We start from the raw sequence: 13,178 nt of genomic DNA on the forward strand, positions 1-13,178 counted from the left end.
GCCGCCTCGCCATACGGAACTGCTACACCGCCGTGCGTGGAATCTCGCGCCGCCACGACTTTTCGCTAACCAGCGTTTCGCCCTCGAACGCCAGTTGCTCGGCGCTCAGGTAAAAGGTGGTCTCGTCGCAGTGCAAGTGATAGCGACTGATCACTTCCACCGCGAACTGTCCTGTGCCTTCATGGCGACCAGCACGATAGACCCATTCGATATCGGCACGCGTGCGCGTGGCATCAAGCGGGTGGCTGGTATAAACCTCCTTCGCCCGCTGCTCGACGCGCAGGCCGTGGTCCTCGAAACGAACGTCGCCCATGTCGTCCTCGACGGTGACGGTCACTTCGCCGCTGCCGACGTCCTCGCTGATGGTGCGCTTCGGCTCGCCCTTGCGCAGCGTCTCGACCCGGCAGGGGGTTGCGCTTTCCGGCGGCTCGAACGGCATCGGAATGTAGGGCGCCTTCGACAGCGGCAGTTCGAGCGTCGGCGTGCCGGCCTTGAGCGTCAGGTCGGCGCGCTTGCGGGGCGACCACACCAGCGGGAAGCTGGCACTGGAAAGCGCAAGGCGCAGGCGGTGCCCTTGCGGCAGACGATAGCCGATCAGATCCATCGCCACGCGCACGGCCATCGGTTCGCCCGGCACCGGCGGGGCGATGGTGCCCGGGTCGTCGCGCAGGTTGAGATTGAGCGTGCCGTAGGTGATCAATGCGCTCTCGCCACTGGGCGCCACGTCGCACAGACGCACGTGTAACTGGCCGCAATCTTGTGTACTGGCGACTTCGACCGCAATCGTCGGCTGACCGAGAATATCGAGCCCGCCGACGTAGGGCTCGGAGTCGAACGTCAGCGACAGGCCGTCGTCGCGACGCTGATCCGGCGGAAAGTCGGCGCCGAACCACAGCGGGATGTACTCGCCCTGCAGCGAGCCGGCGGTCAGCGGCGAGGCGATCAGGCGGTCGCTGCTCAGCTGGCCGTCGGATTCCAGCCCCCGATCGCCGAGATTGAGCGTGAGCGTCTCGACCTCGTCGGCCGGCGCGGGCCAGCCATGAGTGCGCACCCACTGCCCCGGACGCTCGAGATATTTCGGGGCCGGCGGCACGCCGTCCTGCAGGTAGAAGGTGCATGGCGGCTCGTCCATGATCCCGGTGTCGACATCCTTGAGCCAATAGTCCCACCAGCGCAGCGCCTCCTGCAGGAAGCCGATGGCCGGATCGGGGATCGCGAAGTGGGGATACTTGTGCATCCACGGCCCGAGCAGCGCCTTCCTGGGGCAGGAGAGATTCTCCATCATGCGCGGGATCGTGTTGATGTACGAATCCCCCCAGCCGCTGATCATGTAAACCGCGGCTTCGATGTCCGCTGGCTCTTTGTGATAGCCCTCGCAGATCGAGCCATGACGCCAATAGTCGTCGCGATGCTGGTGGCGCAGCCAGGGATCCAGCAGCAGCGGCATGTTGTCGAGTCGGTGCTTCCATATCTCCCACCAGCGTTCGCCCACCAGCGCCGGGTCGGGCACGGCGGCGGAAAAGCTCAGCATGGTCGCCGCCCAGCCGAGGTTTTCCAGCAGCACGTTGCCGCCCTTGTAGTGGATATCGTCGGCGTAGCGGTCGTCGGTCGAACACAGCGTGATGATCGCCTTGAGCGGCTCCGGCCTGAGCGCCGCCACCTGCAAACTGTTGAAGCCGCCCCAGGAGATGCCCATCATGCCGAGCTTGCCGTCGCACCACGGCTGGCCGGCAATCCAGTCGATCACTTCCAGCGCATCGGCTTGCTCCTGCGGTGCATACTCATCGAGCATCAGCCCGTCCGATTCGCCGTTGCCGCGCATGTCGACGCGCACGCAGGCGTAGCCGTGACCGGCGAAGTAGGGATGGGTCAGCTCGTCGCGAACCGCCGTGCCGTCCCGCTTGCGGTAGGGCAGATACTCGAGGATCGCCGGGACCGGTTTCGATTCGGCGTCTTCCTCCGGTGTGCCAATGGCTCCTTCCGGCAGCCAGATTCGCGCCGCCAGGCGGGTGCCGTCGGTCAGCACGATCCACTGGTTCTCGATTTCACGCACGCGGTACGGAAAGTCCTGTTTGATCTTCATGCGTCATCCTTGGCTGCGCGTGAGGGAGTTTTGCGTGTCGGCACGGCATCGAGCCGTTCTGGGTGCCTGAGCCAGATCCACAGCGAACCGCTGGCCAGCAGCACGATCAGCATCGCCGGCAGGCCGCCGAGGTTGGAGAGCATCTTGACGCCGTCGATGCCGACGAAGCTGACCATCACCCAGGAGACCACGCCGACGATCACGCCCCAGATCACCTTCATCGGCACGCCGGCGTTCAGATCGGAGTCCGCCGTCAGGCCGCGGGTACACAGGTTACCGATGGCGTCGGTCTGCGAATCCGCCGCGGTGACGTAGGAGACATAGGCGATGAACAGCAGCAGCGGAATCCACACGCCGGAGAGCGGCAGCTGGCGGAACAGCTCGTAGAGCACATTCTCGACGCCGCGATCGTTGAGAGTGGCGTAGAGGTCCGTCCCCGTATGAGCCTGAAAATAGAGCGCGGTGCCGGAGAAGATCAGTATCCATACGCTGGCGAACAGTGCCGGGTAGAGCAGATTGACGCGCAGGAATTCACGTACCGTATAGCCTCGCGAGATCTTGCCCAGAAACAGCGCCGCCACCGGCGCCCAGGCGAACCATACCGCCCAGTAGAAGATCGACCACCACTGCGGCCATTGATCGTTGCCCGCTGCGCCGGTGAACAGGCTCTTGGTAAAGAAGTTGTCGAGATAGACCCCGAAGGACTCGACGCCCAGCGCCAGGCAGAAAACGCTCGGGCCGACAATGAACATGAACACGCCGAGGATCAGTAGCAGCACGGCGTTCAGCGACGACAGCCGGGCGATCCCCTTCTGCAGTCCGCTGGCCGCGGAGACGACGAAGGTGACGACGATGATGGCGATGATCACGCCCAGGCGCAGCGGGCTGGTTTCGCCGCCGAGGTACTGACCCGCGCCGCCGGCCAGCGTCAGTGCGCCGGTGCCGAGCGAAGAGGCCATGCCCGCCACCAGGGCATAGAGCGAGACGGCATCGATCAGACCGCCGAAACGCTTCACCTTCGGTCCGAAGATCGGCTCCAGCATGCTGGAGATCGAGAAGCGCAGGCGCAGGTTATAGAAGGCCAGCGCGAAGATCAGCGCCGGCACGGCGTAGATGGCGTAAGGCGTGAACGACCAGTGCAGGAACATGGTCGACATCGCGAACAGCATGGCGTCGCCGGAACCGGCTTCCAGCCCGCTGGACGCGGGCGGGCTCATGAAGTGGTAGAGCGGCTCGGCGGTGGTCCAGAACAGCACGCCCACGGCCAGCGTGGTGCACAGGGTGATCGAGAACCAGCGCAGGCGGGAGAGTAGCGGCGTGGCATCATGGCCGCCGATACGAATGCGCCCGAGCGGCGAAAAGTAGACGATCACCGCCATTGCCAGCAGATAGAGACTGCCCAGACTGAACAGCCATGAGAAGTTGTCGAGAATGGCACTGTTGAGCGTGCTGGCAGCCGCCAGGAACGCATCGAGATCGACGTAGCTGGCAATCACCGCCGCCAGCAGTATCAGAAAGGTTGGCCAGAATACGAGTGGCCGAAGCGAGGTTTGCATACCTGAGCTCCCGATTATCGTTATCGTTAGGCGTCATGCGCCGATATCATGGCGCTATACACTAACGCCTTCGATACCGCCTGGTTCAAACGGCGACTGGGAATGAGGGTATGCACCGGGCGTATGGCCGGCCCGTGTCGGCCGCGACATGTAGCCATAGCGAACGGAACAGCGTTAGGAAGCCCTGATTAACTATTCCGCTGGGCAATACGGCGTTAAAAATCAACTCAACATGCTCATTTACACCCTGTAAACTCCGCTGTTTCGTTGATTTTTTGTCTTGTCTTGCCTGCGCTCATGACGTTAATCAGAGGCTCCCTGGAGAGCGAACGATGGAACCCGAAGATCTCAAAAAATTGGTCACCCGCCAGATGCCGTTCGGCAAGTACGAAGGGCGCGTGATCGCCGATCTACCCGGACCCTATCTCGCCTGGTTCGCCCGCGAGGGCTTTCCCCATGGCGAGATCGGGCGGTTGTTGGCATTGATGCACGAAATCGACCACAACGGGTTGGGGCCGCTGCTAGACCCGTTGCGGTCGTCCTGAGAGGGGTCAGTTTCCGAGGCGTTGCAGCAGCGCCTTGGCGGTGATCTCGCTGGAAGCGGGGTTCTGGCCGGTGATCAACAAACCATCCTCGACGTGGAAAGCGGCAAAATCGTCGTCGCTGCGTTGGTAGTCGGCGCCCAGGCGCTTGAGTTCGTCTTCCAGTAGGTGCGGGACCACATCGGTCAGGCCGACGGCCGCTTCTTCGCTGTTGCTGAACCCGGTCACCCGCTTGCCCTTGACCAGCGGCTCGCCATTGGCCGCTTTTGCCTTGAGCAGTACCGTGGGGGCGTGACATACCGCCGCCACCGGCTTGTCGGCGGCAAGGAAGCTTTCGATCAGCCGAACCGAATCGGGGTCGCTGGTCAGATCCCAAAGCGGGCCATGACCACCGGGATAGAAAATGGCGTCGAAGTTCTCGGTCAGCACTTCGGAGAGCTTGCGTGTCGTGGCGAGTTGCCGCTTGGCCGTTTCATCGGCCTCGAAGCGGCGGGTGGCGTCGGTTTGGGCATCTTCCTGGGTGGAGTTGGGATCGACCGGCGGTTGGCCGCCCGCCGGCGAGGCCAGGGTGATGTCGGCGCCGGCATCCTTGAACACGTAGTAGGGCGCGGCGAACTCCTCGAGCCAGAACCCTGTCCGGTGACCGCTGTCGCCCATCGCATCATGCGAAGTCAATACCATCAGAATTTTCATCGGTTTCTCCGGCTTCTCCGTAACGCGCGGTTGCGCCTTGTATGGGATGTTCCTGATAAGTGAGGGCATTGGGTCGCGCTTCAAGCGCGAAACGCACGCCGATCAGATGAGCCAGCGTCCGGCGGCATAGGCGGCGGCCAGGCCGATGGCGATCGCCAGCGTAAGCCACGCACCGCGTCGCCAGCGGGTCTGGTGACGGCGAAGAGCGATTTCCAGCTTGTTCGTCAGCAGTTCCTGGCGTGCCACGATTCGTTCCGGCGCTGGCGAAAAATCGTTGGCGGCATCGCCCTGCCAATGCGGCGCGTGGGTCATGCCAAGGCCGGCGCGCAGGCGCCCGAGGTCGCTGAGCAGGGCATGCAGGTCGTCATAGTCGCGGCGACGCGCGGGATCGCCGAGCGCACACATGGCGTCGGCCTTCAGCGAATGGTTATCGCAGCGTTCGGCGGCGCGGAAGATGGTCTTCGGCGTCGCATGCCTGGCGATGCCCAGGCGGCGGTAGAGATCGCGCATAGGTGTCAGACCGTCGTCATCAGGTAGTCGTAGGCGTTCTTGATCCGCTGGAAGCGTTGCGAGGCCAGTGCCACGCGCAGATCGCCCTGGCCATGGAAGCGGTCGGGATGGTGACGCTGTGCCAGGCGGCGGTAGGCCCGCTTGATCTCGATCCTTGATGCACTTTCGTCGAGTTCGAGCACCTGCAACGCCAGGCGTACCCGGTAGTGCGGTGGTCGCTCTCCCGCGGTTTGCTGGCGGGTTCGCTCCCGCTGGTGGGTCCGTTCCTGGTGGGCTCGTTGCCGGCGATGGGCTTCTTCCTGGCGTTGACTGTCTTCCCGGCGCGCCTGCTCCTGGCGGCGCGCTTCTTCCCGGCGCTGGGCTTGTTCCCGGCGTGCCTCATCCCGACGGCGGGTTTCCTCCCGTTGCCGGGCCTGGCGCAGCATCTCCTCCCGCTGTTGGCGCGCCTGCTGGCGCAACTGTTCCCGCTCCCGGCGCTGCCGCCGGCGCCGCGAGCGGGCGGATAGCACACGCCTTCGCCAACGCTGCCAGGCCGGTTGCTTCCTGGGCGTGGCGTCGCCGGCAGCGGCATCGGGTGCTTCCGTCGCCTTATCCTGCCAGTAGACGTGGCGACTGGGGTCGCCCGGCGCCATGAGCGCTCGCCCGGTCACTTCACGAAACAGCCGGGCGAACTCGTCGGGTGTCACGCCCGAAAGATCGGCGAGAAAGCGCAGGATATAGTGATTGCGCAGGCTGGGGGCGCCGTCGCTGGTGGCCAGGCCGATCGCCCGACGCAGGAAAGGGTGGGATTGGGCATCGACACGTTCGCGCAGCAAGACCTCGGCGGCCAGTTGAATCGCGCTTAGGTCGGCGCTGGCGACCGCCAGCAGGGTGTCGAGATCCGGGGAGTGGCGATAGCCATTGGCCAGCACTTCGAGATAGCGCCTGTCCTCGGCGAGCGCGACGCGCTTGTTGACGAATACCCACGCCAACAGCAGCAAGGATGCGGTATCCGGCTGGTAACGACTTTTCAGCAGCAACAGCTCGAAAGCGGAAAAGCACGCTGGGGCCATCGGCGACTCCAAGCGGAGAAGAGGGGAATCGTTGTCGTTGATTGTTGGGGTTCGAGTATACCCAAACTTGATGGCAAGTCGTTACCTGGGAACCACTGCATAAATGTCTGCGCGGGCGAATCGCTGCGTTACGCGGTGCTGGAGCGCCAGCCCGGTCGGAATCCTCACNNGTTCTCTCCGCTTCGAGTCTGCGCTGCGTGCGCCTTGCGCTTCATCCCGCTCGCCGATTTATTTAGCGCTTCCCTGGGAAGACCCTGATGACCTATTCCGCTGGAACACACGGCGTTATCGTCACTCCCGATCACTTCCCTCTTCTTCCTTTCCTCTTCCCTCTTCTTCCTTTCCTCTTCCCTCTTCTTTCTCACTCCATCCCCGATGTCTTGTTCAGGTTCTCCGGGCCGAAGGAGTCGGGCAGCAGCTCGTCCATGGTGTAGTGCTTGAGCGGGGCGCCGTCGCCGTCGAGGACGACGATCTCGGTTTCCGGCGTGGCGAATTCGCGAATGCGCTGGCGGCAGTCGCCGCAGGGCGTGCACAGATGTTCGCCGGGGCCGATGACGTAGATGGTACGAATGGTTCGTTCGCCGCTGGTGACCAGTCCGGCGATGGCGCTGGCCTCGGCGCAGAGTCCCTTGTAGTTGGCGCTTTCGACGTTGCAGCCGAGGTAGTGGCGGCCGCTTTCGCTGATCAGTAGCGCGCCCACCGGATGCGCGGAGTAGGGCACGTAGGCGTTGTCGCGCACGGCGAGCACCGCCTGGCGGATGGCCTCGGGAACGATGACCTTGGGAGCGAGAGTCTCAGGCATGGCGGTTTTCCTGGGCATGGTGGGCCCGATCGTCGCGAATCAGGCCCTCGAGAGTGATCGCCATCATCTCGGAAAAGCCGGTCTGGCGCGATATGGCATCGAGCGCCTCGCCGTTGAGGATATGATCGGAGACGGTGCACACCGTGAGTGCCCGGGCGCCGAACTCGGCGGCGACGCCATAGAGGCCGGCAGCCTCCATCTCGATGCCGAGAATGCCGTGGCGCTTCATGACCTGAAAGAAGTCGCTGTTCGGTGTGTAGAACAGATCCGCCGAGAACAGGTTGCCCACCTTGACCTTCGTGCCGCGCTCGCGGGCGGCATCGAAGGCATGCCGGGTGAGGTCGAAGTCGGCGATGGCGGCGAAATCGTGGCCACCGAAGCGCGTTCGATTGACCCCGGAATCGGTACAGGCGCCCATGCCGATGACGATGTCGTTGACCGTCACGTCGTCGCGCACGGAGCCGCAGGAACCGACCCGCACCAGACGCTTGACGCCGTACTCGGTGATCAGCTCCTTGGCGTAGATGGAGAGTGACGGAATGCCCATGCCGCTGCCCATGACGGAAATCTTCCGTCCTCGGTAGCTGCCGGTGAAGCCGAGCATGTTGCGCACGCGGTTGACGCACTCGATGTCGTCGAGAAAGGTCTCGGCGATGAACTGGGCGCGCAGCGGGTCGCCGGGCATCAATACGGTGTCGGCAAAGTCGCCCGGCCGGGCTTCGATATGGGGCGTGGGCATGTTCAGTCGTCTCCTCTCAAGACGTTTCTTCTTTCAAGACGTTTCTCTTGGGGGGTATTTCGTCGAGCAGCGAGCGCCCGTAATCCATTGGCGACAGGCCGAAGTGCTCGGCCAGCGTCTGGCCGATGTCGGCGTAGGTCTCGCGCTGGCCGTAATTACCGGGGCGCAGGGCGTCGCCGGCGATCAGCACCGGTACCTGCTCGCGGGTGTGGTCGGTGCCATGCCAGGTCGGGTCGTTGCCGTGGTCGGCGGTGAGAATCAACAGGTCGCCGGGGGCGAGCCTGGCCATCACTTCCGGCAGGCGGCGATCGAAGGCTTCCAGCGCGCTGGCGTAGCCTTCCGGGTCGCGGCGGTGGCCGTAGAGGGTGTCGAAGTCGACGAAGTTGGTCATCACCAGGGTTCGCTCACCGGCTGCGTCGATCGCTTCGAGCGTGGCATCGAACAGGGCGTCATGGCCATGAGCCTTGATCATTTTCGAGACACCGCAGTGGGCATAGATATCGCCGATCTTGCCGACGCCGAGCACCGTGCCGCCGTCGTCATGCAGCCTCGAGAGCACGGTCGGCGTGGGTGGCTCGATGGCGTAGTCGCGGCGGTTGCCGGTGCGCTCGAAGGTTTCCGGTGTCTCGCCGGTAAAGGGACGGGCGATGACCCGGCCGATGTTGTAGGGCATCAGCAGTTCGCGGGCGATTTCGCACAGGCGATAGAGGCGGTCGAGACCGAAGTGGGCCTCGTGGGCGGCGATCTGAAACACTGAGTCCGCCGAGGTGTAGACGATCGGCTTGCCGCTCCGGATATGTTCCTCGCCGAGTCGCTGAATCACCGGGACGCCGGAGGCGTGGCAGTTGCCGAGCACGCCGGGCAGATCGGCGCGTTCGATCAGCGCTTCCAGCAATTCGGGCGGAAAGCTGTTCTCCAGGTCGGTGAAGTAGCCCCACTCGAACAGCGCCGGCACGCCGGCGATCTCCCAGTGACCGGAGGGCGTGTCCTTGCCGGAGGATATCTCCCGGGCGCAGGCGTAGGCCCCTTCGACGGTTGCGGGAACCTCGACGCCCACCGCCCATTCGCCGGTGCTCAGATGATGAGCGTGATAGAGGCCTAGTCGACCGAGGTTGGGTAGCTCGAGTGGGCGGCCGGCATCGGCACGACAGCGGGCGATATGACCCAGGGTGTCCGAGCCGGCGTCGCCGAACGCCTCGGCATCCGGGGCGTTGCCGATGCCGAAGGAGTCGAGCACCAGCAGGATGGCGCGGGTCATGGCAGATCCTCCCGGCGTAGGGTGGCGTGAATCAACGGTGGTGGCGCATCGCTGGACGTGTCGCTCAGGCTGAAGGCAGCGCGCAGCCGTTCACTGACGGCGCTTGCCTCCGACTCGCTACGGGCATGAATCCGCGCCAGCGGCTGGCCGCGTTCGACCCGCTGGCCGAGTGCGGCGATGCGCGAGAGGCCGACACGGTGATCGATGGTGTCCCCGGCGTTGCGCCGTCCGCCACCCAGTTCGACCACCGCCAGGCCCAGCGCGCGGGTATCGATGGCGCCGAGCGTACCGCTCGCGTCGGCGGCGATTTCCGTTTCGTAGGGCGCGGCTTCGAGATAGTGATGCGGGCGTTCGGCCAGATCGCCGGGGCCGCCCAGGCCATGAACCATGCGCGAGAAGCGCTCCAGTGCCTCGCCCGAGTCGAGCGCGCGATCCAGGCGTCGTGTTGCGTCGGCGATGTCGCTGGCGATGCCGGATTGGATCAGTATCTCCAGGGCAAGCGCACGAGTCACGTCATGGAGACGGCTCTCCCCCTTCTCGCCACGAAGCAGGCGTAACGCTTCAAGGATCTCCAGCGCATTGCCGGCACAGTCGGCCAGCGGCTGGTTCATGTCGGTGAGCAGCACGCTGGTCTTCGTGCCGGCATCGCAGCCGATGGCGACGATGGCTTCCGCCAGCTCGCGGGCGGCTTGCGGCGTGGGCATGAAGGCGCCGCTGCCGACCTTGACGTCCATCACCAGCGTTTCCAGCCCGCAGGCGAGCTTCTTGCCGAGGATCGAGGCGACGATCAACGGCAGCGATTCCACCGTGGCGGTGACGTCGCGCACCGCGTAGAGGCGCTTGTCGGCGGGAGCGAGCGATCCGGTCTGGCCAATGATCGCCACGCCGGCCTCTTTCACCAGGCGGCGGAAAGTGGCATCGGATGGCGCGACGTCATAGCCGGGAATCGACTCCAGCTTGTCCAGGGTGCCACCGGTATGTCCCAGGCCGCGCCCGGAGACCATCGGCACGAAGCCGCCGCAGGCGGCGACCCACGGCCCCAGCACCAGCGACACCAGATCGCCGACGCCACCGGTGGAGTGCTTGTCGAGCACCGGGCCATCCAGATCGAGATCGTCCCAGCGCATCACCTGGCCGGAGTCGCGGATGGCTTCGGTCAGCGCGACCGCTTCTTCGCGCCGCATGCCGTTGAGGTAGACCGCCATGGCGAAGGCGCCGATCTGGGCGTCGCCGATGCTGCCGTCGGCGATGCCGTTCATGACGAGTCTCAACATCGTATGATCGAGCGTTTGGCCGTCGCGCTTACGGCGCAGGATTTCCTGGATCATCATGGTCTACCGCTCCGATCAATAGCCGCTGGTGGCCGGTTTGGCTTCGCCGCCTGCGAGGGTGGCGAGCAGCGCATCGAGCAGCCCCGAGGCGCCGAAGCGGAAGTGCGCCGGCGTCAGCCACGCCTCGCCCATGATGCGCGCGGCCAGCTCGAGATAGGCGCGGGCGTCTTCCGTGGTACGAATGCCGCCGGCGGCCTTGAAGCCGACTTCGCGGCCGCTGTCGCGGATCGCGGTCAGCAGGATCTCGGCGGCTTCCAGCGTGGCGTTGACCTTGACCTTGCCGGTGGAGGTCTTGAGGAAATCGGCGCCGGCTTCGAGGGCGATGTCCGCCGCCTGACGGATCAGCGCCGGCTCCTGCAGTTCGCCGGTCTCCAGGATCACCTTGAGCAGGCGCTCGCCGCAGGCGGCGCGACAGGCTGTCACCAGGGCTCGGCCGGCTTCGGCATCGCCGCCGATCAGTGCCTTGTAGGGGTACACCACGTCGACTTCGTCCGCGCCGGCGGCCACCGCCGCGCGGGTTTCCCGCGCGGCACGTTCGGCGTTGACGCAGCCGTCCGGGAAGTTGGTGACGGTGGCGATGCGTACGCGATCGCGCAGGTCTGTATTTCGCAGCCCCATGTCGCGAAGCTCGCGATCGGCGGTTGCGATGAACGCCGGGTAGATGCAGACCGCGGCGGGCGAGCCCTGGGGTGTCTCGGTACGGCGGCAGAGCGCGGCGATGCGCTCGTCGTTGTCATCGTCGTTGAGGGAGGTCAGGTCCATCATTGCCAGCGCCAGGCTGGCGGCGTGCTCGAGTGTCATCATTATGTCTCCTGAGCCTGAGAGGGTGTCTACAAAAGGGCTGCATTCGGCAATACGGCGTTGAAATCGTCCTCACAATGCTCATTTACGACTTGTAAACTGCGCTTGTTCGGTCGATTTCGCCTTGTCTTGCCTTCATTCGCCTGTTTTGTAAACACCCTCTGAGCGGGAATGCCCGATCCGCACTTTGCCTGCGAGCTGGCGGATCATGGCCTCGATGCCGGCGATCAGGCCGTTCCGGCCAGCGACAGGAAAATGCCAGCCAGTGTCGCGGACATCAAATTGGACAGCGTACCGGCGAGCACCGCCTTGAGGCCGTAACGGGCGATTTCCGGGCGACGACTGGGTGCCAGGGTACCGAGACCGCCGAGCAGGATGGCGATCGACGACAGGTTGGCGAAACCGCACAGCGCGAACGACAGGATCGCCGCCGTATGCGCCGACATCGCCTGGCCGGTTTCCGTCACCGTGGCGTCGCCGCTGATATAGGGCGCCAGGTTGATATAGGCGACGAATTCGTTGACCACCAGCTTCTGACCGATGAACGAGCCGGCCAGGGTCGCCTCGTGCCATGGAATGCCCAGCACGAACGCCAGCGGCGAGAACAGCCAGCCGAGGATCATCGACAGGCTCAACGAATCCACGCCGAACCAGCCGCCGATACCGCCGAGAATGCCGTCGATCATCGCGATCAGGCCGATGAAGGCCAGCAGCATGGCGCCGACGTTGGCGGCCAGCATCAAACCGGAAGAGGCGCCGGAGGCAGCGGCGTCCAGCACGTTGGCCGGCTTGTCCTCGGCTTCCAGAATGGCCTTCGCCTGTTCGACGTGATCGTCCGGCTTTTCGGTTTCCGGCATCAGGATCTTGGCGAACAGCAGACCGCCGGGGGCGGCCATGAAGGAGGCGGCGATCAGGTACTCCATCGGGATGCCGAGTTCGGCATAACCGGCGAGAACGGAACCGGCGACGGACGCGAGCCCGCCACACATGACGGCAAATAGCTCGGATCGGGTCATGCCGGCGAGGAACGGTCGCACCACCAGCGGTGCCTCGGTCTGGCCGACGAAGATGTTGGCCGTCGCCGACAGCGATTCGGTACGCGAGGTGCCCAATACCTTCTGCAGCGCACCGCCGAGAATACGCACCACCCACTGCATGATGCCTAGGTAATAGAGCACGGCCGTCAGCGACGAGAAGAAGATGATGATCGGCAGCACCTTGACGGCGAAGACGAAGCCGACATTGCTGGGGTCGGCGAGATCACCGAACAGGAAGCCGATGCCATCGTTGGCATAGTTGATCACCTGGCCCACACCGCTGGAAAGGGTTCCCAGTACGCTTTGACCAAATGGAACGTAGAGCACGAAAGCCCCGATGCCGGCCTGAATGGCAAAAGCGCCGATGACGGTGCGCAGGCTGATCGCCCTGCGGTTGCTCGAAAAGATCAGCGCGATCAGCAGCAGCACGATGACGCCGACCAGACCCATGATGAGTGTCATGTTGTTGTCCTTGGTGTTGGCCTTGATGAGTCGAAAATGCATTCCAGAGCGTGTCGGGACCGAGGAAACGGACACGAGTCATGCCGACCGCCTCATGCCGCTCGTCCACGCATTGGTCAATGCCTTTTCTTGAAAGGTTTTTAACATTTTTTGGTTTTGCTCGTCACTTATTGTTTTTATTCTTACAAGCTCATAGAGTAGTTCCCGACGAGGCGAAGGCCCATATATAGTGCTTTTGGCTTGATATGACGCTTCGGCTCGGGCCATGCGTTCGCTTTCTCTCTAACCGGCTCGATTGCAGGGGAGATGAGA

12 protein-coding genes are annotated in these 13,178 nt (G+C 64.1%); 1 reads left to right on the forward strand and 11 read right to left on the reverse strand.

What is annotated here, in order from left to right; all coding sequences use genetic code 11:
* Positions 1-22: 22 nt before the first annotated feature.
* Both DOM57_RS11670 and DOM57_RS11675 read right to left on the reverse strand, forming a co-directional pair.
* Complete coding sequence (locus DOM57_RS11670; RefSeq protein ID WP_110649367.1) at positions 23-2,083, reverse strand: CocE/NonD family hydrolase; 2,061 nt, start codon at positions 2,081-2,083, stop codon at positions 23-25.
* Positions 2,080-3,639 (reverse strand): BCCT family transporter, encoded by a 1,560-nt coding sequence (locus tag DOM57_RS11675; RefSeq protein WP_110649368.1) that lies wholly within the window; start codon positions 3,637-3,639, stop codon positions 2,080-2,082. Before DOM57_RS11675 ends, DOM57_RS11670 begins: the two co-directional genes overlap by 4 nt.
* Positions 3,640-3,971: 332 nt before the next feature.
* Here DOM57_RS11675 and DOM57_RS11680 point away from each other — a divergent pair, with 332 nt between their 5' ends.
* A complete protein-coding gene (locus DOM57_RS11680; RefSeq protein ID WP_110649369.1) occupies positions 3,972-4,184 on the forward strand; it encodes a DUF3820 family protein in 213 nt (70 codons plus the stop codon).
* A 6-nt stretch (positions 4,185-4,190) separates the two neighbouring features.
* Here the strand turns inward: DOM57_RS11680 and DOM57_RS11685 are convergent, their stop codons facing one another.
* The 9 genes from DOM57_RS11685 to DOM57_RS11725 all read right to left on the reverse strand — a co-directional run bounded on the left by DOM57_RS11685 (position 4,191) and on the right by DOM57_RS11725 (position 12,866).
* Positions 4,191-4,874 carry a type 1 glutamine amidotransferase domain-containing protein gene (locus tag DOM57_RS11685; RefSeq protein WP_110649370.1) on the reverse strand — a complete coding sequence of 228 codons (684 nt, stop codon included), beginning with the start codon at positions 4,872-4,874 and terminating at the stop codon, positions 4,191-4,193.
* A 102-nt stretch (positions 4,875-4,976) separates the two neighbouring features.
* Complete coding sequence (locus DOM57_RS11690; RefSeq protein WP_110649371.1) at positions 4,977-5,384, reverse strand: hypothetical protein; 408 nt, start codon at positions 5,382-5,384, stop codon at positions 4,977-4,979.
* A gap of 5 nt (positions 5,385-5,389) precedes the next feature.
* Positions 5,390-6,436, reverse strand: coding sequence for a J domain-containing protein (locus DOM57_RS11695; RefSeq protein ID WP_110649372.1), 1,047 nt, complete (start codon positions 6,434-6,436; stop codon positions 5,390-5,392).
* Between the two features lie 361 nt (positions 6,437-6,797).
* Positions 6,798-7,238 (reverse strand): cytidine deaminase, encoded by a 441-nt coding sequence (cdd, locus tag DOM57_RS11700; RefSeq protein WP_110649373.1) that lies wholly within the window; start codon positions 7,236-7,238, stop codon positions 6,798-6,800.
* On the reverse strand, positions 7,231-7,977 hold the full coding sequence (gene deoD, locus DOM57_RS11705; RefSeq protein WP_110649374.1) for a purine-nucleoside phosphorylase: 747 nt from the start codon (positions 7,975-7,977) through the stop codon (positions 7,231-7,233). The genes cdd and deoD overlap by 8 nt, the downstream gene beginning before the upstream one ends.
* Before the next feature lie 16 nt (positions 7,978-7,993).
* Complete coding sequence (locus DOM57_RS11710; protein WP_110649375.1) at positions 7,994-9,235, reverse strand: phosphopentomutase; 1,242 nt, start codon at positions 9,233-9,235, stop codon at positions 7,994-7,996.
* Positions 9,232-10,566: a thymidine phosphorylase gene (deoA, locus tag DOM57_RS11715; protein ID WP_110649376.1), complete on the reverse strand. Its 1,335-nt coding sequence runs from the start codon at positions 10,564-10,566 to the stop codon at positions 9,232-9,234. The genes DOM57_RS11710 and deoA overlap by 4 nt, the downstream gene beginning before the upstream one ends.
* Before the next feature lie 15 nt (positions 10,567-10,581).
* Positions 10,582-11,370 (reverse strand): deoxyribose-phosphate aldolase, encoded by a 789-nt coding sequence (deoC, locus tag DOM57_RS11720; RefSeq protein ID WP_110649377.1) that lies wholly within the window; start codon positions 11,368-11,370, stop codon positions 10,582-10,584.
* Positions 11,371-11,594: 224 nt separating this feature from the next.
* Positions 11,595-12,866, reverse strand: coding sequence for a NupC/NupG family nucleoside CNT transporter (locus tag DOM57_RS11725; protein ID WP_110649485.1), 1,272 nt, complete (start codon positions 12,864-12,866; stop codon positions 11,595-11,597).
* Positions 12,867-13,178: the final 312 nt, after the last annotated feature.

This window comes from Salinicola peritrichatus (assembly GCF_003206715.1).
GTDB lineage: Bacteria > Pseudomonadota > Gammaproteobacteria > Pseudomonadales > Halomonadaceae > Salinicola > Salinicola peritrichatus.

Excerpts from the sequence above, each read along its gene's own strand:
- deoA (WP_110649376.1), bottom strand. The coding sequence starts at position 10,566 with ATGATGATCCAGGAAATCCTGCGCCGTAAGCGCGACGGCCAAACGCTC.
- DOM57_RS11690 (WP_110649371.1), bottom strand. The coding sequence starts at position 5,384 with ATGCGCGATCTCTACCGCCGCCTGGGCATCGCCAGGCATGCGACGCCG.
- DOM57_RS11670 (WP_110649367.1), bottom strand. The coding sequence starts at position 2,083 with ATGAAGATCAAACAGGACTTTCCGTACCGCGTGCGTGAAATCGAGAAC.
- DOM57_RS11685 (WP_110649370.1), bottom strand. The coding sequence starts at position 4,874 with ATGAAAATTCTGATGGTATTGACTTCGCATGATGCGATGGGCGACAGC.
- DOM57_RS11675 (WP_110649368.1), bottom strand. The coding sequence starts at position 3,639 with ATGCAAACCTCGCTTCGGCCACTCGTATTCTGGCCAACCTTTCTGATA.
- deoD (WP_110649374.1), bottom strand. The coding sequence starts at position 7,977 with ATGCCCACGCCCCATATCGAAGCCCGGCCGGGCGACTTTGCCGACACC.
- DOM57_RS11725 (WP_110649485.1), bottom strand. The coding sequence starts at position 12,866 with ATGACACTCATCATGGGTCTGGTCGGCGTCATCGTGCTGCTGCTGATC.
- DOM57_RS11710 (WP_110649375.1), bottom strand. The coding sequence starts at position 9,235 with ATGACCCGCGCCATCCTGCTGGTGCTCGACTCCTTCGGCATCGGCAAC.
- DOM57_RS11695 (WP_110649372.1), bottom strand. The coding sequence starts at position 6,436 with ATGGCCCCAGCGTGCTTTTCCGCTTTCGAGCTGTTGCTGCTGAAAAGT.
- cdd (WP_110649373.1), bottom strand. The coding sequence starts at position 7,238 with ATGCCTGAGACTCTCGCTCCCAAGGTCATCGTTCCCGAGGCCATCCGC.
- DOM57_RS11680 (WP_110649369.1), top strand. The coding sequence starts at position 3,972 with ATGGAACCCGAAGATCTCAAAAAATTGGTCACCCGCCAGATGCCGTTC.
- deoC (WP_110649377.1), bottom strand. The coding sequence starts at position 11,370 with ATGATGACACTCGAGCACGCCGCCAGCCTGGCGCTGGCAATGATGGAC.